Origin of the sequence: Paraburkholderia sp. BR10936 (assembly GCF_040965735.1) — a bacterium.
Lineage (GTDB): Bacteria > Pseudomonadota > Gammaproteobacteria > Burkholderiales > Burkholderiaceae > Paraburkholderia > Paraburkholderia nodosa_A.
Genome location: NZ_JBFRCM010000009.1, coordinates 291504 through 316057, shown reverse-complemented (window position 1 = coordinate 316057; position 24554 = coordinate 291504). Strand labels below are relative to the sequence as shown.

23 protein-coding genes are annotated in these 24554 nt (G+C 63.1%); 5 read left to right on the top strand and 18 right to left on the bottom strand.

The genetic code is table 11. From position 1 onward, the window contains the following. Positions 1 to 52: 52 nt before the first annotated feature. From AB4Y36_RS20875 to AB4Y36_RS20850, 6 genes are all read right to left on the bottom strand, one after another. Entirely contained in the window at positions 53 to 340 is a 288-nt protein-coding gene (locus tag AB4Y36_RS20875) for a hypothetical protein (protein WP_368683974.1), read from the bottom strand. Between the two features lie 54 nt (positions 341 to 394). Continuing rightward, on the bottom strand, positions 395 to 850 hold the full coding sequence (locus AB4Y36_RS20870) for a hypothetical protein (protein WP_368683973.1): 456 nt from the start codon (positions 848 to 850) through the stop codon (positions 395 to 397). Between the two features lie 59 nt (positions 851 to 909). Next, positions 910 to 1998 (bottom strand): integrase domain-containing protein, encoded by a 1089-nt coding sequence (locus AB4Y36_RS20865; protein ID WP_368683972.1) that lies wholly within the window; start codon positions 1996 to 1998, stop codon positions 910 to 912. 571 nt (positions 1999 to 2569) lie between these two features. Next, the gene (locus AB4Y36_RS20860; protein WP_368683971.1) at positions 2570 to 2734 is read right to left on the bottom strand and encodes a hypothetical protein; all 165 of its coding nucleotides are present in this window, start codon (positions 2732 to 2734) and stop codon (positions 2570 to 2572) included. 818 nt (positions 2735 to 3552) lie between these two features. Continuing rightward, complete coding sequence (locus AB4Y36_RS20855) at positions 3553 to 4389, bottom strand: glycosyltransferase family 2 protein (protein WP_368683984.1); 837 nt, start codon at positions 4387 to 4389, stop codon at positions 3553 to 3555. Beyond that, the gene (locus AB4Y36_RS20850) at positions 4389 to 5651 is read right to left on the bottom strand and encodes an oligosaccharide flippase family protein (protein WP_368683970.1); all 1263 of its coding nucleotides are present in this window, start codon (positions 5649 to 5651) and stop codon (positions 4389 to 4391) included. Before AB4Y36_RS20850 ends, AB4Y36_RS20855 begins: the two co-directional genes overlap by 1 nt. Before the next feature lie 248 nt (positions 5652 to 5899). Here AB4Y36_RS20850 and AB4Y36_RS20845 point away from each other — a divergent pair, with 248 nt between their 5' ends. The 4 genes from AB4Y36_RS20845 (at position 5900) to waaA (ending at position 11000) form a co-directional block, all read left to right on the top strand. Then, positions 5900 to 7294: a phosphomannomutase/phosphoglucomutase gene (locus AB4Y36_RS20845; protein ID WP_368683969.1), complete on the top strand. Its 1395-nt coding sequence runs from the start codon at positions 5900 to 5902 to the stop codon at positions 7292 to 7294. Positions 7295 to 7477: 183 nt separating this feature from the next. Beyond that, entirely contained in the window at positions 7478 to 8479 is a 1002-nt protein-coding gene (waaC, locus tag AB4Y36_RS20840; protein WP_368683983.1) for a lipopolysaccharide heptosyltransferase I, read from the top strand. Positions 8480 to 8722: 243 nt separating this feature from the next. Then, positions 8723 to 9607 carry a Kdo hydroxylase family protein gene (locus AB4Y36_RS20835; RefSeq protein ID WP_342947829.1) on the top strand — a complete coding sequence of 295 codons (885 nt, stop codon included), beginning with the start codon at positions 8723 to 8725 and terminating at the stop codon, positions 9605 to 9607. 85 nt (positions 9608 to 9692) lie between these two features. Continuing rightward, positions 9693 to 11000, top strand: coding sequence for a lipid IV(A) 3-deoxy-D-manno-octulosonic acid transferase (waaA, locus tag AB4Y36_RS20830; protein WP_368683968.1), 1308 nt, complete (start codon positions 9693 to 9695; stop codon positions 10998 to 11000). A 148-nt stretch (positions 11001 to 11148) separates the two neighbouring features. Here waaA and AB4Y36_RS20825 read toward each other — a convergent pair whose 3' ends face one another. Both AB4Y36_RS20825 and AB4Y36_RS20820 read right to left on the bottom strand, forming a co-directional pair. Beyond that, positions 11149 to 12261, bottom strand: a complete 1113-nt coding sequence (locus AB4Y36_RS20825; RefSeq protein WP_368683967.1) for a glycosyltransferase family 9 protein — start codon at positions 12259 to 12261, stop codon at positions 11149 to 11151. A gap of 217 nt (positions 12262 to 12478) precedes the next feature. Beyond that, the gene (locus AB4Y36_RS20820) at positions 12479 to 13150 is read right to left on the bottom strand and encodes an isoprenylcysteine carboxylmethyltransferase family protein (RefSeq protein WP_368683966.1); all 672 of its coding nucleotides are present in this window, start codon (positions 13148 to 13150) and stop codon (positions 12479 to 12481) included. 989 nt (positions 13151 to 14139) lie between these two features. On the opposite strand from AB4Y36_RS20820, the gene AB4Y36_RS20815 reads away from it, so the two are divergent. Then, positions 14140 to 16143, top strand: coding sequence for an acyltransferase family protein (locus AB4Y36_RS20815; RefSeq protein WP_368683965.1), 2004 nt, complete (start codon positions 14140 to 14142; stop codon positions 16141 to 16143). A gap of 27 nt (positions 16144 to 16170) precedes the next feature. On the opposite strand, the gene ureG is transcribed toward AB4Y36_RS20815, so the two are convergent. The 10 genes from ureG to urtC all read right to left on the bottom strand — a co-directional run bounded on the left by ureG (position 16171) and on the right by urtC (position 24553). Beyond that, entirely contained in the window at positions 16171 to 16821 is a 651-nt protein-coding gene (ureG, locus tag AB4Y36_RS20810) for an urease accessory protein UreG (protein ID WP_368683964.1), read from the bottom strand. A gap of 14 nt (positions 16822 to 16835) precedes the next feature. Beyond that, on the bottom strand, positions 16836 to 17516 hold the full coding sequence (locus AB4Y36_RS20805) for an urease accessory protein UreF (protein ID WP_368683982.1): 681 nt from the start codon (positions 17514 to 17516) through the stop codon (positions 16836 to 16838). Next, positions 17503 to 18156, bottom strand: a complete 654-nt coding sequence (gene ureE / locus AB4Y36_RS20800; protein ID WP_368683963.1) for an urease accessory protein UreE — start codon at positions 18154 to 18156, stop codon at positions 17503 to 17505. Before ureE ends, AB4Y36_RS20805 begins: the two co-directional genes overlap by 14 nt. Positions 18157 to 18165: 9 nt before the next feature. Further along, positions 18166 to 19872 carry an urease subunit alpha gene (gene ureC / locus AB4Y36_RS20795; protein WP_342947846.1) on the bottom strand — a complete coding sequence of 569 codons (1707 nt, stop codon included), beginning with the start codon at positions 19870 to 19872 and terminating at the stop codon, positions 18166 to 18168. A gap of 41 nt (positions 19873 to 19913) precedes the next feature. Continuing rightward, a complete protein-coding gene (locus AB4Y36_RS20790; RefSeq protein WP_069269270.1) occupies positions 19914 to 20219 on the bottom strand; it encodes an urease subunit beta in 306 nt (101 codons plus the stop codon). 17 nt (positions 20220 to 20236) lie between these two features. Beyond that, positions 20237 to 20539, bottom strand: a complete 303-nt coding sequence (ureA, locus tag AB4Y36_RS20785; RefSeq protein WP_028214299.1) for an urease subunit gamma — start codon at positions 20537 to 20539, stop codon at positions 20237 to 20239. Positions 20540 to 20790: 251 nt separating this feature from the next. Further along, positions 20791 to 21696, bottom strand: a complete 906-nt coding sequence (locus tag AB4Y36_RS20780; RefSeq protein WP_368683962.1) for an urease accessory protein UreD — start codon at positions 21694 to 21696, stop codon at positions 20791 to 20793. A gap of 67 nt (positions 21697 to 21763) precedes the next feature. Next, positions 21764 to 22459 carry an urea ABC transporter ATP-binding subunit UrtE gene (gene urtE, locus AB4Y36_RS20775; RefSeq protein WP_368683961.1) on the bottom strand — a complete coding sequence of 232 codons (696 nt, stop codon included), beginning with the start codon at positions 22457 to 22459 and terminating at the stop codon, positions 21764 to 21766. A 22-nt stretch (positions 22460 to 22481) separates the two neighbouring features. Beyond that, positions 22482 to 23363, bottom strand: a complete 882-nt coding sequence (gene urtD / locus AB4Y36_RS20770) for an urea ABC transporter ATP-binding protein UrtD (protein WP_368683960.1) — start codon at positions 23361 to 23363, stop codon at positions 22482 to 22484. Continuing rightward, complete coding sequence (urtC, locus tag AB4Y36_RS20765) at positions 23360 to 24553, bottom strand: urea ABC transporter permease subunit UrtC (RefSeq protein WP_368683959.1); 1194 nt, start codon at positions 24551 to 24553, stop codon at positions 23360 to 23362. Before urtC ends, urtD begins: the two co-directional genes overlap by 4 nt. Position 24554 lies beyond the last annotated feature (1 nt).

The window sequence follows — 24554 nt, the reverse complement described above, 5'->3', positions numbered from 1 at the left end:
ATCGTAGAACCCGGCCGACTCGGCGCCGCTGGTGGGGAGAACCCTCCGGCGGCTACGCCGCCTCCGAGTTCTCCCCACCAGCCAAAACCTCTGTCGCTATACCGGCCAAAATGATTGTCGCCGCGCACCCCCCGCGCCGGGATGTCATCAAGGTGCAGTAGTGATCCTGAAGTGCTGTTTCACTTGCCGCCAAATGCATGTTGCTCCCTTGTTCGCCGGACATATGAAGCGGGCCGGGATTGATAAGCAATCCTCCAGTCTGTGCGTGAAGAACTTGCGCTGCTGACGTTTGCGCGGCACCGTTCGAGCTTTGAAAGTGAGCCACAATCAGATGAGTCATGGTTGATCCTTCGATGTTTGTAGATGGAGCGATGAAAGGCGTTAAGAACGTTGCTTACTTGAGATCGACGTCGGTGCGAACCGTATCCTGCACGCACGCTTCGCGCTTGGCCCGGCGTCTGCGACTGCGGGCGAGTTGCGAGGATTCGAGCGGCTGGTAGGTTCGCAAGCGAAATGCATCCCACTGTCGGTTCTCGATGGGGCGACGAATACGCGGGATCACGACGGAGCGCAGAACCTTGCCGCAGTAGCCTGCGTGCAGGCATACAAGGAGCACGGCGCTAAGTGCCACCAGCGCGTCATCGACATGGCAATCCCGGTAGTCGAGATGGCGCGCGTATGCATGAAGCGCGTCCTCCGGAATATCGAGGATGGAAGTGGGCGATAGACGGCGCGATTGGAGGAAGTCTTCAAACTGTCGCCATGGTGGTAGCAGCGCTTTGACGGCGTTCTGGCTGCTGTATCGGTTAAGTGCGCCACGCGCTTCCTCGGTGAGTGGGGATTCCAGCATGTTGTCTTGCTCCTATGTAAGTTTTTGGTTTGCCGCCGTGATGTAATTTGTAGTGCAAATTAAAAAAATTTTTGTCTGGGCCTGTTTCCTCCATGATTCGTTTGAAAACGGCGTCCACGCGCTGGCCTTCGCCGCCTGTCGGCAGGCTCGTGAGACGCGGACCGATCCTCTGGGCGGCTCGTCGCGGACACGGCGGGGTCCTTCGTTTGCTTGCGGGGAACGAAGTCGCTCGGCAAGTGGATTTTTTCTGGGAACCGATGGCGGATCTGCCAGCAGTAGACCTCGAGAATCATCTTCACTCGCGACGGTCCGTGACCGAGGCGGTCCGAGAGCTGGGTCAGTACGTCGACTGGTGGCACTCCGCGATCCAGTGCGGCGTTAGCGAAGTCGACCGCATACGTGAATCGCAGACTGTGGCTCGCGAGTTCCCGACGCATTGGCAATTGCTCGAAGCGTGATTTCAGGCGGGACTTTGCGCTTTTGAGATCGTCGTGGCAGCCGCTCACCAACTCAAAGTCGCGATCGCGGCAGAACGCCAGCGCTGCGTTAATTGCGTCGAGCGTCTCGTCAACATGGTCGGCCAGCACTTCGGTGCGACGCGGGCGCCCGTTCTTGGCTCCGCGTTCGACAGGCAGGCGTCGATCTCCCTGCAAGATCAGATCTCGCCACATTTCCAGTGACTTGCCGCACATGAGTGCCTCGCGCATGCGAAGTCCAAGCCAACGCATCAGGCGTATCACGTGCACAACGCTGTGGTCGAACGCCTGGGCAGCGGCGAGCAGGTCGCTGAATTCCTGGGGCGTACGCGCTCGATGCCTGCCATGCCGGTCTCGTCGCTCGAGCTGGAGGTCTCGACTGCGGGTTGAGCGGGACACATCCTGGCCGGACGTACCTTGAATCACTGAGAGCGACGCTCGATAGTTCGCGAGTGTGCCAGGTTTCATCGCCCCGGCAACGAGGAACCAGACGAAGTATTCGAGCATCCAGTCTTCCGCCTGGTCCACCGCTTCCAGCGTGTGACCAATGCGCGCGGCGAAACGCGAGAACTCGCTCCAGTGCAAGCGGCGGTGCTTCTGTGAGTCTTTGCTTCCGCCGGCGTCCCGACTCATCTGCGCGGCGTGGTTGACGCCTCTTGATCTTCGTCCCATAGGGTTCCTTTCCTGTGGCTGGCTGGTTTCTCCGCCTGTATTTCAGCCTCATGCGCGGGGCGGCGACGCACATGAGGGCACCCTGTTGCCACCGGCTGCGGTGGCGTCGTGTCCGCAAAGGACACGTGATTGAGCAGTGCCAACGAGGGTGCGACGTTGACCTGCTGTGATTCGGAAGTGCAAAAAGATGGGCAGAGGCGGTTTAGCTGAGGGTCCCCGGTTAGAACCGGTGGAAAGGTCTGCGCTTGGAAATGAGAGCCCGGGGGCGGTATGAACACCGCGCGTCGCCAGGCGACGCATTCGATGTTCAACCGCATTTGTGTGCATGCAGCACGTGGGCGATGACGGCTCGCGTGAGGGCGAGCACGATGTGGGCGGAACCTCGGGTGAACAAGTCACGTCGGGATCGCGCTTGAGGGCGTGTGAACGGGTTGATGTGCGCCAGAGCGGCGCGTGGCAGACCAGAACGTTCGACGAGCTCGAGCGTTTCAAAGATGCGAAGAAGGACCACGATTGTCCGCAAGCGGACAATTGAGACATGCTGCTGATCCCGGTTGCACCAGGAGATCAGTCATGCCTTCGGGTAGCCCCCTTCGATTTGGGCAAGTAACGTGTGCAGCGTTCGGGCGGGAAAACGCAATTCCGCACGAAAATGCCACACCACGCTTCGGGGAGTACTTGGCTCCAGCAAGGCGAGGAAAGGATGAGCGATCAGTGAATCGTCGGTGACCATCATTGCGTTGGCCAAAAGTGAGGCTGCAAGGCCTTCTTTTGTGCAAGTCAGATCTGTTTAGCGCCTTGCGGCGCGAGACTTTTCAAAGGTGTCGCAGGACCGTCAGCGGATAGACCGTCGGTGCCGGTTAGCGACTTATGAAGGGAGGTAAGCTTCGCGTTAGCTCACACCAAGGCTGTTGAACCAGCAGGCGTAAGCGACGACGAGAATGATGAGGCGACCTGGAAGCCGCGCGCAGTCACGAAGCGACCATGCGGGAGGTAGCACGAATACATAGATATTCGCCTGCGTCGGCGACAAAACCGACCACTCGACGAGCTCCCCGAAAGGGAGCATTGCATTCTTCGGTCTAGCCTGGTGAGGCTAGATCAACGTCCCAAAAGAATTTTGGGCGATAAGAGCCCTTACCCGCAAAAAGCGGTTTAACGGTCGATGCTCTGGTGAGCGCAAGCAGCGACATTAAATCTCAATCATATGAGGATAGTCAAGCGCTTCCTTCGCGATGTGCATCATTTCCGATGCCAATACGGTCCTCGCTCCGTGTCCGGAACCGTGCTGACGGCGTTGCCCGGTAGACCTTGCGGCTTGCGCCATACGCGAGCCGCGCGTGGTGTTACGCCGCGCGGCAAGGCCGTGTCCCAGCAGGGGCGGGCAAAGGCACTTGCCACGTTTCCCAGACCGTGCCCGCGGCTTAAATGCGCGGGGAGCCATATTGGGATGGGATCTGTTGGCTGCCGGCGCGGGTCTGGACGGGTTGGGCGCGTGTTGAGGTCATCTCCTGACGCCACAACGAACAGCAGAATCGCCGCTGTGGTGGCTTGCTACGTGCCTTGGGCAAACAGCGCGCGCTTCATCTTCTGCAAGGTGCGGTACGGCGTCACGAAGTGAAGCAGGCTCTTCGCCACGCCTGCCCAGTCACGCCAGTTCAGCACATTCAGATAACACAGTTGCAGGCGCAGCGTCGAGACGATCTGCCGCCGCCGCTTCGTCGCACTGATGCCGCCTTCGTTCAGCTCATAGTAAAGGCCAAGCTCCGGCAGATTCCCGCACTCGTAGCGCTCCATCAGTCGCAGGAACAGGTCGAGGTCCTCGGCGGCCGGATATTGCACCCGATAGTTGCCCACGGCGAGCACGGCGTCGACGCGCAGCATCACCGAAGGATGCACGAGCGGCGATCGCAGCAGGCGCGTGCGGCGCAACTCGCGTGCATCGCAGCTTGGACGCAGCATGAAAAGCGGCTCGCCCGCGCGATTGACCACCTGAGTCCACGTGCCGAGCGCTGCGAGCGCGGTCTCCGCTTCCATGCGCGCGCGCTGTTTCGCGAGGCGCTGAGGCGCGGCGAGATCGCCCGCATCGATACGCGCCGCGTAGCGAAACCCTCGCGCCGCGAGCGCTTCGATACCCGCCTGCAACGCGCGCTCGATGCCGCCGTTCTGCGCCATCCGCAAAACTTCCACGCACATGCCAGGCACCTCGGGCGCGACGATGGGCGGCGTGCTGCCATCATCGACGACGAGCGCATAGATCGTGGCGTCCTCATCGAACGAAGCGAGCGTGCGCGCAACGTCGTCCTGACCGTTATATGCGGGCATGAGCACGGCGACGTCGGCAAGCACGCCCTCGCGTGCATCGCGCAGTGGAAGCGCGGCGGAATTCATCATGAGGCGAGCTTGAAGCGGATATAGTAGAGATTCACGCAGGCCGCCGCGAGATAGCCCGCTGCGAGGCCGCACAGCGCGCCATACGAGCCGAGTCGCGGTATCGCGACGAGATTCACGGCGAACGCCACGGCGAGCGCGAGCAGCCATTTCGCGAGCAGCACGAATTTCGCCTGATATTTGAGCACGACGAGGTTGCCGATGGCTTCGAGCCCCGCCGGCACCGAAAGCCACACGGCCCAACGGAAGATGCCGATCGCGCCTTCATAGTCCGGCCCGAACACGCGGCCGATGATGAAACCCGCGAGCGCGTCGAGCACGATCGCGCCGGCCACCATCAGCACGGCCGTCATCGCGAAGAGGCGCACGAGGTTGCGGCGCAGCTGCGCGGTCTGCTGGACGCGGTAGACGAAAGCGGGCGCGATGGTCTGCGAGAGCATGAGCGCGAGCGTGATCCAGTTCTCGTTGAGCTGCTGCGCAGCCGAGTAGCGGCCAAGATCGGCGAATGAGATCGTGCGCTCGAGCATCAGCCGGTCGAGCTTCAGAAACAGGTACATGCAGATGAGCCCGAGCCAGAACACCGTGCCCGCGCTCGCGAAATGCTTGAAGAGCGAGCGGTCCACATGCCAGCCGAGCTTGCCGCCGTGGCGGCGCCGAAAGTAGAGCACGAGCGCCGCGCCAATCGCCGCTGATTCGAGCGCCCAGAGCCAGCCGAAGGTGGCGGGCGCGAACGCGGCGCGCGCGAGCAGAAACACGAGCAGCGCCTTGATTACCGCCGCCGTCATGCTCGCGAGCAATTGCGGCTTGCTGTACGTCATGCTCTGCAGCCAGGCGTTGATCACGCCCACGAACGGCTCGCGAAACAGCATCGTCACGGCGAGCCCGGTGAGCATCGCGCCGACCATCGGATCGGTCACGCCGAGCGCAATGCCGGCCCACGTAAGGAGCAGCGCCGCCGCAGACACGCCAATGCGCAGCGCGAACGCGCTCCCGAGCACGGTACCGAGCTGCTCCGGCGGCCGGTTGACGATGGTGGGCACGAGAATCTCGGCGCCGCACACCCAGGTCACGGGCGCGAGCACGAGCAAAAGCGTGTTGGCGTACTGCCACTTGCCGAATACGTCAGGGCCGAAATAGCGCGCGAGCACGCCGCTGATGACGATGGCCACCGCGATCTGCGTGACGCGCTCGAGGCCGAGCCATACGATGTTTGCAAACGCGCGGGCGACGTCGGGGTTGCCAAAGCGCTTGAGGCTCAGCATCGCGCCTCGCCGTGGCGGGAAGCGCAAAAAAAGGGGCAGGCACGCGGCATGCGCAATCTTTCCGCCATTTTTGACGAATATTTTGGCAATAAAAGGAAACGGCGAAGCATTAAAATGGGTGCATACCACTGCCGAAAAACGGCAATTATAGTTTGTAACGGTTCCCACTTTTCGTAACGCCAGAGCCTTACAGTCGCCTGTCCGTGTTACGAATAGACCCGAATCCCCATCAGGACGTGAGCCCCAACATGATTTCGAAATCGATTTTCAAGGCATATGACATTCGCGGCGTGATCGGCAAGACGCTCGACACCGACACCGCGCGCGCCATTGGCCGCGCCTTCGGCAGCGAAGTGCGCGCGCAGGGTGGCGACGCCGTGGTGATCGCGCGCGACGGCCGGCTCTCGGGTCCCGATCTCTCGCGAGCGCTGGCCGACGGCCTGTGCGAGGCCGGCGTGGACGTGGTCGACGTCGGCATGGTGCCGACGCCCGTGGGCTATTTCGCCGCGAGCGTGCCGCTCAAGCTGGTGGGCGGCGAGCGCAACGTGGATTCGTGCATCGTCGTGACGGGCAGCCACAATCCGCCCGACTACAACGGCTTCAAGATGGTCCTGCGCGGCAAGGCGATTTACGGCGACCAGATCCTCGCGCTGTACGACCGCATCGTGGCCGACCGTTTCGACGCGGGCGAGGGCAGCTATACGAAGTACGACATTGCCGACACCTATGTCGATCGCATCTTGAGTGACGTGAAGCTTGCGCGCCCGCTGAAGATCGTCGTCGACACCGGCAACGGCGTAGCGGGCGACCTGGCGCCGCGTCTGTTCAAGGCGATGGGCTGCGAGCTGGTCGAGCTCTTCACGGAGGTGGACGGCAATTTCCCGAACCACCACCCGGACCCGGCGCACCCCGAGAACCTGCAGGACGTGATCCGGGCGCTGAAGGAAACGGATGCGGAAATCGGCTTTGCGTTCGACGGCGACGGCGACCGTCTGGGCGTCGTGACCAAGGACGGCCAGATCATCTATCCGGATCGCCAGCTCATGCTGTTTGCCGAGGAAGTGCTCTCGCGCAACCCGGGCAAGCAGATCATCTACGACGTGAAGTGCACGCGCAATCTCGCGAAGTGGGTGAAGGAAAAGGGCGGTGAGCCGCTCATGTGGAAGACGGGCCATTCGCTCGTGAAGGCGAAGCTGCGCGAAACCGGCGCGCCGCTCGCGGGTGAAATGAGCGGCCACGTGTTCTTCAAGGACCGCTGGTACGGCTTCGACGACGGCCTGTACACGGGCGCGCGTCTGCTCGAAATCCTCTCGCGCGTGGCCGATCCGAGCAAGCTGCTCAACGACCTGCCGAACTCGCACGCCACGCCCGAACTGCAACTGAAGCTCGAGGAAGGCGAGAACTTCGAGCTGATCGCGAAGCTGCAGAAGAACGCGAAGTTCACGGGCGAGGACGAGGTCATCACCATCGACGGCCTGCGCGTGGAATACCCGGACGGCTTTGGTCTTGCCCGCTCGTCGAACACCACGCCCGTGGTCGTGATGCGTTTCGAGGCCGACAACGATGCCGCGCTCGCGCGCATCCAGGCCGACTTCAAGCGGGTGATTCTCGCCGAGAAGCCGGACGCGAAGCTGCCGTTCTAAGCCTCCGGGGGCCGTTGCGCCCCTTGCGGCTCCTTGCGTTCATATGACGCGCCTAACGGCGCCGCGCCAGTTACAGCGCGGCGCCGTTTGCATTCCTTTCCGCGCATTTCCCCGGTTTTTCTTTGCATTTGCGTGCGGCGCGCTAAAATTGCCCACCTTTTTAATCTGTCCGCACAAAGTACCCTGAGCGTGCAAAAGATCCTCATCGTGCGCGTGTCGTCGCTTGGCGACGTCGTCCACAACATGCCCGCCATCGCCGATATCCGGCGGCGGTACCCCGACGCGCAGATCGACTGGCTCGTCGAAGAAGGCTTCCAGTCGCTCGTCGAGCTCGTGGAGGGCGTGCGCCGCGCGATCCCGTTTTCGCTGCGCCGCTGGCGCAAAGGCCTCTTCTCTGCCGCCAACTGGCGCGAGATCGGCACGTTCCGGCGCGCGCTCGCGGCCGAGAAGTACGACCTCGTGATCGACTGCCAGGGGCTCATCAAGACGGCGTGGGTGGCGAGCTGGGCGCGCGGGCCGCTCGTTGGCCTGGGCAACCGCACCGATGGCGCGGGCTACGAATGGCCCGTGCGCTTCTTCTACGACCGCTCGATTCGCATCGAGCCACGCACCCACGTGGTCGAGCGCACGCGCCAACTGGTTGCGGGCGCGCTCGATCTCGCGCCGCCGTCGCCCACCGACGACATCGAGTTCGGCCTCGACACCTACCGCGCCGCGCAGGCGCTCGCGGGCGTCGGGTTGAACCTGCCGGTACCCTATGTCGTGTTCGTGCACGCCACGTCGCGCGCCGACAAGCAGTGGCCCGACCAGCACTGGATCGAGCTTGGCCAGGCGCTCGTGAGGCGCGGCGCGTCGCTCGTGCTGCCCTGGGGCAGCGAGGCCGAGCGCGCCACGAGCGAGCGCCTCGCGCGCGAATTCGGCGAAGCGGCGATCGTGCCTCCGAAGCTCTCGCTGCCGGCGGTGGTGGGCCTGATTGACGGCGCGGCGGCCACGGTGGGCGTGGACACGGGGCTCGTGCACATCGCGGCGGCGCTGAAGCGCCCGACCGTCGAGTTGTACAATTTCGCGACCGCCTGGCGCACGGGCGGTTACTGGTCGCCGAACGTCGTCAATCTGGGCACGGCAGGCCAGCCGCCAACGCTTGCGCAGGTGAAGGGCGCGCTGGCGAGCTTCGGGCTGCTGTAGCGGCGCGCCGCCGCAGCGCAGGCGCCTCACAAACTGAGGGGCTGCGGCGCGTCAAGGCGCACCACTGAGGCTGCGGGTATAAGAATCGGCGCTCGCGAGGGTGCACAAATGTGCACGAGCGAGCGCCAGGGCTTCGCCGGCATGAATCGCGCGAGATGGCAAAGAGGCGGCCAACGGGGCACGCCACGCTCGCACCGCGCCACACCGGCAGGCAATCAGATCCATCGCTTCCAGGGGCGAACAATGAACGAATCCCAGATCATCGAAATCACGTCCGCAGACTGGCACGGCCAGCAGCTCTCGCAACCGCGCGAGACGCTGCTCGACGCCGTCGAGCAGGGCAAGGTGCTGTATTTTCCGAATCTGGCCTTCGCGATCGAAGGCGGCGAGCGCGCGCTGCTCGACCCCGCGATCGCCGACCCCAAGCGCAAGAACATCAGCCTCGACCCGAACGGCGGCGCGCTGCACGGCGTGCTCGGCGACACTGTCACGCAGACGGCCGTGCGTGCGTTGATCGCGCGCTACCAGACGTGCGCTCGCACGCTGGTGGACGGCCTCTTTCCCGAATACACCGGCAAGCTGCGCGTGGCGCCTACGAGCCTGCGCCTGCATCAGGTGGAAACGCGTGAGACCTCGTGGCGCAAGGACGATTCGCGCCTGCACGTGGATGCCTTTCCCTCGCGCCCGAACTACGGCGAGCGCATCCTGCGCGTGTTCACCAACGTCAACCCGAACGGCGTGCCGCGCGTGTGGCGCGTGGGCGAGCCGTTCGAGGACATGGCAAAGCGCTTCCTGCCCAACATCAAGCCGCAGTTTCCGGGCTCGGCGTGGCTGCAGAACCTCCTGCACATCACGAAGTCGCAGCGCAGTGAGTACGACCATCTGATGCTCAATCTCCACGACGGCATGAAGGCTGATCTCGATTACCAGAAGGCGTGCCCGCAGGAGACCATCGGTTTTCCGCCGGGCAGCGTCTGGGTGTGCTTCTCCGATCACACTTCGCATGCCGTGATGTCCGGTCAGTTCATGATGGAGCAGACCTTCTTCCTGCCGGTGAAGGAGATGGTGCATCCCGAATGGGCGCCGCTCGGCATTCTCGAACGCCTCAAGGGCAAGGAACTGGTTTGAATCCACGTGCGATGAGCTTGCCGATCCACGCCTCCTGCCGCGCGGCCGCGGCGTTTCGCATGACCGTGGCCGACGCGGAGGCCCGATGCTGAGAGCGATCTATCGCGCGGCCTGGTGGCTCATTGCCCCGCTCGCGGTGCTGCGGCTATTCATTCGCTCGCGCCGGGAGCGCGGCTATCGAGAGCATATCGGCGAGCGTTTCGGCTATGCGGCGGGGCGTTTGCCCGAGGACGATGCGGCGCTCATCTGGGTGCATGCCGTCTCCGTGGGCGAAACCCGCGCGGCTCAACCGCTCGTCGACGGGCTGCTGGCGGCGCGGCCTGACGCGCGCATTCTGCTCACGCACATGACGCCGGGCGGCCGCTCCACCGGCGAGCAGCTTTTCGGCAATCGCGTGTTGCGCTGCTACCTGCCGTACGACATGCCGCACGCCGTGCGGCGTTTCCTGCACGCATGGCGGCCGTCGCTCGGCCTCGTGATGGAAACCGAGGTCTGGCCCACGCTCATCGACGAGTGCAAGCGTGCCGACGTGCCGCTCGTGCTCACCAACGCGCGCATGTCGGCGCGCTCGTTCAAGCGCGCGGCGAAGTTCGGCGCGGGCACGCGCGAGGTGTTCGGCGGTTTCACACGTGTGCTCGCGCAAAGTCCCTCCGATGCGGAGCGCCTCACCGCGCTTGGCGCGCGCAACGTGGCGGTGCTTGGCAACCTCAAGTTCGACATGGCGAGCCCGCCGGCGCTGATCGCGCGGGGCCGCGAATGGCGGCGCGCGATCGGCGAGCGGCCGGTGTGGGTGGCGGCGAGCACGCGCGAAGGGGAAGAGGAGCTCGTGCTGCAGGCCTTCGCGGCACTCGATGTGCCCGATGCGCTTTTGATCCTCGTGCCGCGCCATCCGCAGCGCTTCGATGAGGTAGCAGCACTCGTGGAGCGCAAGAACTACAAGCTCGAACGGCGCTCGCGCTGGGCGCCGCCCGCGACTGCGGCCGCTGCGGCGCACGCGGGCGTGCGCGTGTTGCCGCAGGACGTGAGTGTGCTGCTCGGCGATTCGATGGGGGAGATGGGCGCTTACTACGCTGCCGCCGATCTCGCGTTCATCGGCGGCAGTCTCTTGCCGCTCGGCGGGCAAAATCTGATCGAAGCGTGCGCAGTGGGCGTGCCGGTGTTGATCGGGCCGCACGTGTTCAACTTCACGCAGGCCACCGCCGACGCCAAGGCCGCGGGCGCGGCCTTGCAGGTTAAGGATCCCGCCGATCTCGCGCGCGCCTTGCACGAACTCTTCAACGACAAGCCGCGCCGGGTTGCGATGGGCGCGGCTGCGGCGGCATTCGCCTCGCGCCACCGCGGCGCGACGGCGCGCACGGTGGATGTTGTGGAGGCGCTCGTCTCGGATGTATGAATTCGCGCGCGGTAGCGCGTAGTTCGCTCAGTTCCACCGCGCACGCCGCACCTCAATGGCGGGTTGTGCGTACACCGCTTGCCGACCTGAACGAGCTTTGATTGCGCCAAGCTCGAACAGAGCATGGCAATCGGTCTGCTCGCGCGGTTCACCCAGGCAGAATATCTTTCATGACATTCACCACATCATTTGGCTCAATGCTCGTCACATCACTGGCCCCCGTCAGTGGAGTACATTTAAAAAAATCGTTCTCGACGTAGCGGGTTCTCGGGTCAATGTCATTGCTAAACAAAGCGATGGTCGGCACGCCCGCCGCGTGCGCAATATGCAGAAGCCCGCCGTCCGCCCCCACAAATAGCCTGCTCTGACTTATCAGGGAAAAGCATTCATGGATCTTCAACTTGCCAACCAATGAGGTGAGCTTCAGATTCCTGAATTGCATGCCGATCAGATCGTTTGCTTCCGCGAGTCCATTATCCGATCCGACCAGGACGAACTCATAACGCGACAACCCCACATCATCGTCGAGCCGAGCTAGAACCTCTGCCCACTTACCGTAGATACGGGGGGATTCCCTGCCGCCGACCGAAATGGCGACTCTCCCGGCACAGCCCTCCGATGGATAATCATCGCACTTGGGAGCGTCGAGGACGAGTCGGGCACTTTTATACAGGTCCATCTCGGCGATGCCGCATTTCAGGATCTTGTTGAAAGCGTAGTAGCTGAACTGTATGTGATTGAAATTGCGCCCTGCATACCATCCGATCAGGCTGGTAAATCTGGATTGGCTCGCGTGCCTGATTTTCTCTTTTATTACACGAATTCCAAGCTTGTTCAGTATGACGAAATCGTATTCGCCGAAATTGACTTGACGATAATCCGTGTAGATTTTCGATATGTACCGGTCATGCCGAAAGAGCTCGGCCAGTGACGGATCGAGCACAACATCCAGCTTGTACGGGGTGCTGCCAATTAATGCCCGCCCGGAAAGATCCATCAACGCGTCGCCGATGTTGTTGACGCCGCTGTACGCCAATAAAATCCGGGCGCCATCATGCAAGTCCGCGGCTTCCGTATACAGGCCGAGCTGCCGGTTAAATGAAAGTATCGACCATTTATGCAACTGCTTTTTCAGAAGCGAAATCTTCTTATAAAAAGAGAGATTCTCGACCTCATCCTGAATGATTCCCGGATGAGGAACGCGAAGGCTTCTATCTATAAAACCATGGACCGGTTCGACTTTCCTTTTTTCACTCTGCATGAGCCTGCCCGCAACGTCCTTATCCTTTGACCGAAAGCCTATTATGCCACCGTGTGTCTGATGTACTCGCGCTCCGGCGACGCCTTAGAATCGCTAGCGCAAGTCGTCCACGAAACGTGAACAGATAACTGCAGCAGCGAGGGACGCCTAAGGTAACCGGCGGCGAAGCCGTCCGGGTTGAACGGAATGTTAGGCCGCCCATCGACAGCATGCGCGACTACCAGAGAAGCGGCGCCAGCCGGTAACGTACCCGGCCTCGATAGTCGCAGTAGCCCGCGAGGTTGGCCGCCAGGTAGACCTCCTCGCGCGTCAGCCGCCACACGATGACCGGGACGATCAAGGCAGCCGGGATAAGCGCCCACCACGAGCCCAGTGCGAGGGGTATTCCGGCAATCATGATCAGCGCGCCGGCGTACATGGGATGGCGCACGATGGCATAGGAACCGGTGTCGATGACGTGCTGGCCCTCGGCGATCTCGATCGTGCTGGCGGTGAAAGTGTTCTCGCGGAAGGTAAGGAAAACAATCAGGAAGCCGATGGCGATCATGGAGTCGCCAGCGAGCGAAACGGCGGCGGGCACCTGGGACCAGCCGAAGCGTCTGTCGAACCCCGACGCGGCGAAGATCGCCAGAAAGACAAATCCCGCCAGCCCCTGCACGACGTTCTGCACCGGATCGGGCTCCGAGCCAGGTACCGCCTTCACTCGCCGCTCCAGCAGCGCCCTGTCGCGGAACCAGAGCCAGACGGTGATGGCCCCGGCGCATCCAAAGAACACCGCCAGCATCGCCCACGCGCGCCCATCGTCCAGCGTCCCCGCCGAACCGAAGAGCACGCCGGCGATGACCACGAACAGGAAGACGAAGCCCCTAAAAGCGCGCATTAGCAGCATAAGCAAAGCCCATAAGTGGCCGAATGCAGCACAAGAGTATAAACGCGGCGCAAATGAAGAACCGGCTGTCTTGAAGGATTTCCGTTTGCTGGCGCATGAGTCTGTTGATTTATTCGAGCCGCCGGCCTTCTCTCAATAAATGAGTACCATATCATTGCGCACCTGCGGACGATCCGACTGGCTGCGGTGGCCTTGGCGCATGCGGGCGTGTGGTTGTTCCCTCAGGACGTATGCGCGACGACTCGCACGGTGGATGTTGTGCAGTCGCTCGTCTGCGATATGTGAATTCGCGCGCGGTAGGGCATGCGAAAGTCGCCCGGCGCGAGCCTCACAATGCCCACCTTGCCCACCGCACAAAGTCGATTCGATATGCTTTTGGCGTATTTCTTGACGCAACAGGTTCGTGACTTGAAACATGCCCGCGGAGAAAAATAAAAAGGATATCTAATTATATTTGCATGAGATTGATAAATGGCAAGGCGAACGTGAGCATCAGAGCAAAGCGTGCGAACCGGGAAAGAAACCTCCACTGGAAATGTGGTGAGACAACAGTCGGCAACATCGATAGACAGGCGGCCTTCGCCACGCAGCCCCATCGCTCGCAAGCTAGACGCGACTGAATTCCCTTCAGGAGAGCCGCGATTCGGCACATGGAACACTCCGCAAAAAAAAGGCCTTCCTCTTCACACTGAAGCGCGTTGTTTGTTATTTGAAAGTCCGCGTTTTGAAAGGAGTCAGCGCGGCTATGTGAAGGGCAATATATAGACGCATGAAGGGTGGCATACAGACGCATGAAAGGGTTGGGTCATCGCACCCCTTCACGCGCAGCGATGCGTACGTATGCGCACATACGCTCAAGCCGGAGCGCGGGTGTACTGGGTTCACGTGGTTAGCTCGCGTTCGGGCCACGTCTGCGTAAGGAACGCATTGCTGATTATCGGTGTTGCTCCCGTGCGCTTCACCGATATGCAGTCATCGAAGGCTCGTTCATGTCACCGACGATTACCCCGCAAGTGCTGCCGGTTCCGTCAGCGACGGAAATCCTCGATAGTCCGTCGGGTCGGGCCGCAACCCATAGCGTAGCGACGCATGAATATTGTCCGCACGTCGACGGCCTGCGCGCGATCGCGGTTATGGCAGTGATTCTGTTTCATGCGTTTCCGAGCCGGATGGCAGGCGGATTTATCGGAGTCGATGTATTTTTTGTCATCTCCGGATACCTCATTACCACCATCATTCTCACCAATCTCGAGCACGACAAATTCAGCATTGCTGATTTTTACGCCAAGCGCATCCGACGCATCTTCCCCGCGCTTCTTCTTGTATTGTTCTTTTGCGCGGTTGCCGGTTGGCTCGTGCTGCTGCGAGACGAGTACCCGCAACTCGGGAAGCACATCGTCGGCGGGACATCCTTCGTCCAGAATTTTGTCTTGTGGAGCGAGAGCGGTTACTTCGATAGCGGTCACGAGGCCAAACCGCTGTTGCATCTCTGGAGCCTTGCGGTTGAAGAGCAATACTACATATTCTGGCCCCTGCTATTGAGCTATGCATGGACGCATCGCTGGCGATTCACGATCGTCAATGGGGCGATCCTGGCGGCGTCCTTTGGCATTAGCGTGTGGCTCGCCTGGCGGGACCCCGTTGCTGCCTTCTACTCGCCCCTTTCCCGCTTCTGGGAACTCATGGCTGGCGGCTCGCTTGCCTATATCGCTTTGCGTCGTCCGGATCTGGTCGGCCGATACGCCAATCTGCTCTGTGCAATGGGAGTGGGCCTCTTGCTGTCTGGATTCTTGCTGATCAATCATGAGCGGCCATTTCCAGGATTTTGGGCATTGTTGCCGACGATGGGCGCATTCCTCGTCATCGCAGCGGGTTCAGGCGCGTGGATCAATCGCACTATTCTCTCGAGTCGCCCCTTCGTGACTTGCGGGCTGATCAGCTACCCGCTTTATCTCTGGCATTGGCCGTTGTTGTCTTTCGCACATCTGGTCTGGCCGGACAATGGTCACCCGACGAAGATTGCCGTGGTATTGCTATCAGTCTTGCTCGCCTGGTTCACGCACCGCTTTGTCGAGCGGAAGATTCGCTGGCATCGCTCTGCGAATCGAACGGCGCTTCTGCTGGTTCTCGGCCTCGTGCTGATGATGGTTAGCGGCGTGGCAATCAAGGATGCGCTCATCGGTCCCCGCTTCGACGCCGTCAACCTGGCAACGCGGACCGGGTGGCACTTCCTCGCGCTAAGAAGTGCAGATGGGCAGGCTCGGGACGGCATCTATCCCTTGCACCAAGACCGCAAGACGACGACGCTTTTTCTCGGGGATTCGCATGTCGCCCAGTATGCCGAACGCGTCTACGCGGATGAGGAGGCCAACCCTTCAAAAAACGGCGCCATCTTTGCTGTCGCCGCGGCTTGTCCTCCCATTCCACACGTTTTCGATCATGATTTGCCGGTCGATTCGGAGTGTGGCTCGGTCCGGCGCGAGGCGCTGGCGCAGGCCGCGAATCGCCGAATAACGACGGTTGTGATCGGCGGCTACTGGAGTTACTACTTCAACGCCCCGGGCTACTACCTGATCAGCGGCCAAAAGGAGCTGAGTCTGGCTACGCCACCAGGAAGAGCGGCGGCATTCGCCGAGCTTGATCAGGAAGTCAGGGAACTGCAGGCGCAGAACAAAAAGGTTTATGTGCTGCTCGACAATCCGATAGGCGACCCGTTTGATCCACACGTATTTTTATCGAGACTCGGCCGCTTCGACCCACGCGAGGCTGAGCAACGCGTGAAAATCGACGGCCTGCAGCAGAGTGTTCGCAAGGAACTGATCGCGCTTGCCAAACGCGATCATGCCTCGATCATCGACCCCGACGCGCGCCTGTGTGTGGATGAAGCGTGCATCCGCGTGACGGGAAAGTGGTCGGCCCTCTATGAGGACAGATCACACCTGAACCCGGACTGGATCGTGAAAAACGCCGACTACATCGATCCGTCGATCTGAGAGACGGGTGACGTCACGTCGATGTGTTCAAGCGCTTTCTGTGACGAGCAGGCCTCGTTTTTCAATGAACGCGATCACCTCACCGAGCCCCTCGAGCGCTTTCAAATTGCACATCACGAAGGGCCGTTCGCCGCGCATCTTTTTCGCGTCCGAGGCCATGATGTCGAGGTTCGCGCCCACGAGCGGCGCGAGGTCGGTCTTGTTGATGACGAGCAGGTCCGACTTCGTGATGCCCGGGCCGCCCTTGCGCGGAATCTTTTCGCCGCCCGCCACGTCGATCACATAGATCGTGAGGTCCGAAAGCTCGGGGCTGAAAGTGGCTGCGAGATTGTCGCCGCCCGATTCGATGAAGACGATGTCCGCATCGGGAAAGCGCGTGAGCATCTGGTCGACGGCTTCGAGGTTGATCGACGCGTCTTCGCGGATCGCGGTGTGCGGGCAGCCGCCCGTTTCCACGCCCATGATGCGCTCGGCGGGCAGGGCGCCCGCGACGGTCAAGAGGCGCTGGTCTTCCTTCGTGTAGATGTCGTTGGTGATGGCGACGAGGTCGTAGCGCTCGCGCATGGCCTTGCACAGCATTTCGAGCAAGGTCGTCTTGCCGGAGCCGACCGGTCCGCCCACGCCGACGCGCAGCGGCGGCAGCTTCTTGGTTCGTTTGCTGGGTGCGTGCGAATTCATGGTTCGTGTGTGTTTCAGGAGCGGAAAAGCCGCGAATACTGCGATTCGTGGCGTGCAGAAAGAACGCCAAGCTGTGGCGCAAAGGTATTGAGCGCTTCGGGGGGCGTCGCGAGCGCGCGCGCCACGGCTTTTTCGATGGCGGGCCGCAGCGCAACGATGATGCGCTGCCCCGCGAGCTGGCCGAGCGGCACCGCCTTGAGTGCGGCGGCGGTCTGGTTCTCGATCCAGCTGAATGCATAGGCGGCGAGGGCGGCGTCTGGCGCGGCCGCGTGGGCCCACGCGGCGAACGCGAAGGCCGTGGGCTGCGCAATGGGGGTCATGCGCTCGAGCGTCGCGCGCCGGTCGGCGTCGCCCCATTCGAGCTGCGCGCAGAGCTGGCGCAGCGACCAGCCCATTTGCGCGGTCTCGCGCCGCAATTCCGCCGATTCGCGGCTCGCGACGAATTCCTCGTTCGCAACGATCAACGCGTGCTCGTCGTGCATGCGCCAGCGTTCCATCTGATGCGCCACAAAAGGTAGCTCGCCGCAGGCGAGCACGTTCGCGAGGCCGCCGGCTATCCAGTGCGAGGCGTCGTCGGCGTTCGTGACGAGCTGCGCATCGATTGCGGCTTCGAGTCCCTGCGAGTAGCTGAACGCGCCGATGGGCAGCGCCGGCGACGCGAGATGCAGCAGGGCGGTGAGCTCAGCGATGTTCATGGCTGTGGTTGTGCGCGTGGCCGTCGCAGTGACCGTGATCGTGTCCGCAATCGTGGTCATGCGCGTGATCGTCGCCATGAGCGTGATTGTGCGAATGACCGTGTGTATGGTCGTGCGAGTGCGCATGCCCATGGTGCTCGTCGTACACACGCTGCGCGAGCGCGTAGTCGTCGGCGAAGGTTTCGTCGTGGCCGTGGCGGTGGCCGCCGCCGTATGCGCCCGATTCCGGCTGGAACGGTAGCTCCACGCGCTGCACCTGCGCGCCCAGGCGCTTGAGCATGTCTTCGAGCACGGGGTCCGCTTCGAGCTTGAGTTCGTCCGCCCCCACTTCCACCGGCGTATGGCGATTGCCCAGGTGATATGCGGCGCGCGTGAGCGTGAGGCGGTCGGGCGCGCGTACACGCAACACGCTCTCGGCCGCCGCGATCACGCGCACGAGGCCGCCGTCGTCGGCCACAAGCAGGTCGCCATCGCGCAGCACCGTGCCGCGAGGCAGCACCACGCCGACTTCCTCGCCCGTGTCGAGCGTGGCCGCCAGGCGGCTCTTGCAACGCGCGTCGTAGGGCAGCGTGAGCGTGGGCGCCCGCTTCACAAGAACGGGCGCGAGCTTCGCATTGAGTCGTTTATCGATGGTGCGCATGACTAAACTTTAGAACAGGAAGTAACGCTGTGCCATCGGCAGCACCGTGGCGGGCTCGCAGGTGAGCAACTGGCCGTCTGCGACGACCTGGTACGTTTCTGGATCGACGCTGATCGTCGGCTGCCAGGCATTGTGAATCATGTCGGCCTTCGTCACGCTGCGGCAGTTGCGGACCGCCACCACGCGCTTTTGCAGGCCGTAGCGCTCGGGCATGCGCTTGTCGAGCGAGAGCTGCGAAACGAAGGTGAGCGACGTTTGTGCAAGCGCCCGCCCGCGCGTGGCAAACATCTCACGGTAATGCACGGGCTGGGGCGTCGGAATCGAGGCGTTCGGGTCGCCCATCTGTGCGAGCGCGATCATGCCGCCCTTGAGAATCAGCGAAGGCTTGATGCCGAAGAACGCCGGTTCCCAGAACACGAGGTCGGCCCATTTGCCCGGTTCGAGCGATCCCACTTCGTGCGCGATGCCATGCGTGAGCGCGGGATTGATCGTGTATTTCGCCACATAGCGCTTCACGCGGAAGTTGTCGTGGCGCGCGCTGTCTCCGGGCAGGGCGCCGCGCTGGACCTTCATCTTGTGCGCGGTCTGCCACGTGCGGATGATCACTTCGCCCACGCGGCCCATCGCCTGGGAATCCGAAGAAAGCATCGATAGTGCGCCGAGATCATGGAGGATGTCCTCGGCGGCGATGGTCTCGCGGCGGATGCGCGACTCGGCAAACGCAATATCCTCGGCAATCGACGGGTCGAGGTGATGGCACACCATCAGCATGTCGAGATGCTCGTCGAGCGTGTTGATCGTGTACGGGCGCGTGGGGTTCGTCGAGGAGGGCAGCACGTTTGCTTCGCCGCACACCTTGATGATGTCGGGCGCGTGGCCGCCGCCCGCGCCTTCGGTGTGGTACGTGTGAATCGTGCGGCCCTTGAAGGCGGCCACGGTCGCTTCCACGAAGCCCGACTCGTTGAGCGTGTCGGTGTGAATGGCCACCTGCGTGTCCGTTGCGTCCGCGACGCTCAGGCAGTTGTCGATGGCGGCGGGCGTCGAGCCCCAGTCCTCGTGCAGTTTCAGGCCGATCGCGCCCGCGGCGATCTGTTCTTCAGCGGGTTTCGGCAGGCTCACATTGCCCTTGCCGAGAAAGCCGAGATTGATCGGCCAGCCGTCCGCGGCCTGCAGCATGCGCTCCATATGCCACGGGCCCGGCGTGCAGGTGGTGGCGTTGGTGCCCGTGGCGGGGCCGGTCCCGCCGCCCAGCATGGTCGTCACGCCCGAGGCGAGCGCTTCGTCGATCTGCTGCGGGCTGATGAAGTGGATATGCGTGTCGATGCCGCCCGCCGTGACGATCTGGCCTTCGCCCGCGATCACTTCGGTCGCGGCGCCGATGGGAATCGTCACGCCCGGCTGCACGTCGGGGTTGCCCGCCTTGCCGATCTTCCAGATGCGGCCGTCCTTGATGCCGATGTCGGCCTTCACGATGCCCCAGTGATCGACGATCACGGCGTTCGTGACGACGGTGTCCGCGACTTGCGCGTGCACCTGCTGCGACTGGCCCATGCCGTCGCGGATCACCTTGCCGCCGCCGAACTTCACTTCGTCGCCGTAGACGGTGTAGTCGCGCTCGATCTCGATGATGAGTTCGGTATCGGCAAGACGCACGCGGTCGCCGGTGGTGGGGCCGAACATCTCCGCATACGCGCGGCGGCCGATCTTCAATGTCATGTCGGATTCCTGATGAAATCGCCAGAATTCGCCGGCCGCGCTCAGAGCGGGCCCATTACCTGGCCGTTGAAGCCGTACACGGCGCGCTCGCCCGCAAGGGCCACGAGTTCCACGGTGCGCTCCTGTCCTGGCTCGAAGCGCACGGCCGTGCCCGCTGCAATGTTCAGGCGAAAGCCGCGCGCGGCTTCGCGGTCGAACGAGAGTGCGGCGTTGACCTCGTAGAAGTGGAAGTGCGAGCCGATCTGCACGGGGCGGTCGCCCGTGTTGGCCACCTTCACAGTGATGGTTTCGCGGCCTGCGTTGAGTTCGATTTCGCCGTCGTCGATCAGCATTTCGCCGGGGATCATGGCTGGCTCCTCCCGGCTCAGGGGATCGGATGGTGGACGGTGACGAGCTTGGTGCCGTCGGGGAAGGTCGCTTCGACCTGGATGTCGGGGATCATCTCGGGCACGCCCTCCATCACGTCCTCGCGTGTGAGGAGCGTGGTGCCGTAATGCATGACCTCGGCGACGGTCTTGCCGTCACGGGCCGCTTCCATGAGCGCGGCGCTGATGAAGGCTACGGCTTCCGGGTAGTTGAGCTTGAGGCCGCGCGCGCGGCGCCTTTCGGCGAGCAGCGCAGCGGTGAAGATCAGGAGCTTGTCTTTCTCGCGTGGCGTGAGCTTCATCGCGTCATCGTATTGGGTCGGTTGGGGCAAGTCTGTCGACCCAGCTTACGGGAGCGAGGTTACGCGCAGCTTGCGGCCTCGCGCGCGGCGCGCACGAATCGATGCAAGCTCACAGCAAGGTGTGTGCCAATGAAGGGGGCAGCGTGAATGCACCGATTTCGATGCGTTCTTGCACCGCGTTGGCGTTGCTGCGCTGCGTTATCGTGCGTGGAAGCGCCGATGCGCACCGCAGCGGTGCGTATGACGTGCGCTCAGGTCGTCCACAAGCGCAGCGGCGCGGCCTTCACACCATGCACGAACGGCCGCAGCGCCGTCCAGCACTGCGTGAGCGTGTTCTGCAGCGGTTCCATCGAACGCCCGAGCACGCGCACGAGCACTACGCCCGGCGCGATGCAGGTCGCGCCCGAGCGCAGCGTCTCGTCGAAAGGGAGGATGGCGGCGAGGTCTTGCGCGAGCGCCTCGTTGCACGCGGGGCCGATCGCCCACAGCACGCCAAAAGCGGGGTAGCCAGCGAGGCCTTGCGGCGCGTCGCGCAGCGGGTCGTTGGCGTCGATCAGTGCGCGTTCGAGCCAGAGCAGCTGATCGTCGCCTTTGCCTTCCGGTGCAGTGCGCGTTACGCGCGTGAGCGCTCGCACCATGCCCGCCGACCAGCGCTCGCCCGCGGCCTGGCGGCCCAGTTGCGTGGCGTCCCAGCCGATGGCCGTGGCCCCCGCGCCGAGCGTGAGCGCGAATTCGAGTTCGGCGTGCGCGTGGTCGAATACGAGGTTGTTCTGCGGCAGCCAATCGAGCTTCGCGCCCGCGCTCACGCGCACGTTGATGCGCTGGCGCGCCACGCGGCCGTTCGACTTGTACCACTTGGTGGCGCCAGGCGTCGTGAGCACGGCGTGAGCCCCTTCGCCCACGTTCACGTCGATGTCGAGCCGGTCGCCGCCCGCGATGCCTGCTGGCGGATGCACGATCACCGCGTGACAGATCGCGTCGCCTTCGGGGTAGAGCGGCCGTTGCACGCGCAACGGCCCCGCGTGCAGGCGATGCGTGAGCGCCGTGCGCGCGCCCTGGCGCTCGAAGCCGAGCTCGAGTTTCGCGGCCCATTCCTGGTGTGCAGTGCTGCGAAACGTGGTGTTGGCGAGTGCAGCGTGATCGACGTGGAGCGACATGCGTGGCGAGGGGAAAAGCGGGGAATGGCGTGGAGAATAGCACGCGCCATCCACGCCGAATCGACGTTTAAACCGCGATCAAGTCCCGCACCCCATCCGCATCCATGCTCGCGCCGGCGCCCCCCGCCACGATTTCGCCCCGGCTCATCACCCAGTAGCGGTCCGCGATGGCCTTCGCGAAGTCGTAGTACTGCTCGACCAGCAGCACCGTCATGTGCATCTCTTCGACGAGGCGCCGCAACGTGCGGCCGATGTCCTGAATGATCGAAGGCTGGATGCCTTCGGTAGGCTCGTCGAGAATGAGCAACTGCGGATCGCTCATCAGCGCGCGGCCGATGGCGAGCTGCTGCTGCTGGCCGCCCGAGAGGTCGCCGCCGCGCCGCGCCTTCATGTCCTTGAGCACGGGAAAGAGTTCGTAGATATGCGCGGGCACGCTCGACGGCATGCGCTTCTTGCTCGCCGCGCCCACCAGCAGATTCTCTTCGACGCTCAGGCGCGGAAAGATATCGCGCCCTTGCGGCACGTAAGCGAGGCCCTGCGCCACCCGCGCATGCGTGGGCAGCTTCATGAGCGCTTCGCCGCGCCACGCGATCGAACCGTTCTTCGTCGGCACGACGCCCATCAGGCAGCGCAGCAGTGTCGTCTTGCCCACGCCGTTGCGGCCGAGCAGCACGGTGAGTTCACCCTCGGGCACCGTCATCGAGACGTTGCGCAGGATGTGGCTGCCGCCATAGTACTGATTCAGCGATTCGATGGTTAGCATGGCTGATCTATTCAAAACGGCCCTAGCGGCCCAGATACGATTCGATGACCGCTTCGTCGCGCTTTACGTCGTCGAGCGTGCCGTGCGCGAGCACGCTGCCTTCGGCCATCACCGTGACGCGCCCGGTTTCCCCCGCGAGCGCCGCGACGAACTCCATGTCGTGCTCGACCACCATCATCGAGCAGCTCCCGCGCAGGCGGTTGAGGAGCGTCGCGAGTTCCATGGTTTCGTCGTCGGTCATGCCGGCGGCGGGCTCGTCGAGCAGCAACAGCTGCGGCCTTTGCATGAGCAGCATGCCGATTTCGAGCCGCTGCTTCTGGCCGTGTGAGAGCTCGCCCGCGAGGCGTCGGGCGTCGCTCTCCAGCCGGATCACTTCGAGCGTTTCCTCGATCTTCGCCTGCGCCTCGCGGCCAAGGCGCGCGCGCAGCGTGGCGAACCAGCCCTTGTCGGCCTTCATCGCGAGTTCGAGGTTCTCCCACACGGGATGCTGCTCGAACACCGTGGGCTTCTGGAACTTGCGGCCAATGCCCGCGCGCGCGATCGCCGGCTCGTTCATGCGCGTGAGGTCCAGCGTCTGCCCGAGGAACACCTTGCCGGAATCTGGCTCGGTCTTGCCGGTGATGACGTCCATCATCGTGGTCTTGCCCGCGCCGTTCGGGCCGATCACGCAGCGCAGCTCGCCCGCGTCGATCACGAGCGAAAGCTTGTTGAGCGCGCGAAAGCCGTCGAAGCTCACGGTCACGTCTTCGAGATACAGGATCGTGCCGTGCGAGATGTCGATCGCGCCGGGTTCGACCACGTGCCCCAGTTCCGCCACGCCGGAGAGGGCGAGTTCGTCGTACTTGAGGGCGTCGTCGAAGGGGTTGTGGTTGAGCGGGTCGCTGATCACGCTATGTCCGTTCATGGGCGTTCGCTCCGCGTGGTGATCCGGTTCCGGATGAGTTCGATGAGTCCCATGATGCCGTTGGGCAGCAACAGCGGCACGAGCACGAACATCAGGCCGAGGAAGAACAGCCAGTACTCGGCGAAATGCGCGGTGAAAAAGCTCTTCGCGCCGTTCACGGCGAACGCGCCGATGATCGGTCCGATGAGCGTGCCGCGTCCGCCCACGGCTACCCAGATCGCCATTTCGATCGAGTTGCCAGGCGACATCTCGCTCGGGTTGATGATGCCGACCTGCGGCACGTAGAGCGCGCCCGCAATGCCGCACAGGACGGCCGAGACGGTCCACACGAAGAGCTTGTAGCCCAGCGGGCTGTAGCCGAGAAACATGAGGCGCGTTTCGCCGTCGCGCACGGCGGTCACGACACGCCCGAGCTTCGAGGTGACGATGGCCCGCGCGCCGAGAAATGCGAGCACGAGCACGGCGAACGTCAGCAGGAACAGCACGGTGCGCGTGCCCGGATGCGTGATCGGCATGCCCGCGATGCGCTTGAAGTCCGTGAAGCCGTTGTTGCCGCCGAAGCCGGTTTCGTTGCGGTAGAAGAGCAGCATCGCGGCGAACGTCATGGCCTGCGTGATGATCGAGAGGTACACGCCTTTCACGCGCGAGCGGAACGTGAAGAAGCCGGACACCCAGGCGACCACGGCCGGCACGAGCACGACGAGCAGGAGTGCATACCAGAGATGCTCTGTGCCTTGCCAGTACCACGGCAGCGCATGCCAGTCGAGAAACACCATGAAGTCGGGCAGGTCGCTGCCGTACTTGCCGTCGTGACCGATTTCGCGCATGAGGTACATGCCGATGGCGTAGCCGCCCAACGCGAAGAAGAGGCCGTGCCCGAGGCTTAGAATGCCGCAGTAACCCCACACGAGATCGAGCGCAAGTGCAGCGATCGCATAGCACATGAGCTTGCCGACGAGCGTCATCGCATACGCGGAAAGATGCAGCGCGCTCGCTTGCGGCAGCACCAGCGCGCAAAGCGGGACGCCCACGCCGATCACGAGGATCAGCACGATGAGCGCGAGCCAGGCGCGCGGCGAGAGCAGGGCCGGCCGCGCGGGCAAGCCGAGAGCGAACGTTTCGGCGCCGTCTGCCGAAGTTCGCGAGGCGCCCAGCGTGTGACGCGCGGAAGAGGAAGTGACGCTCGTCATG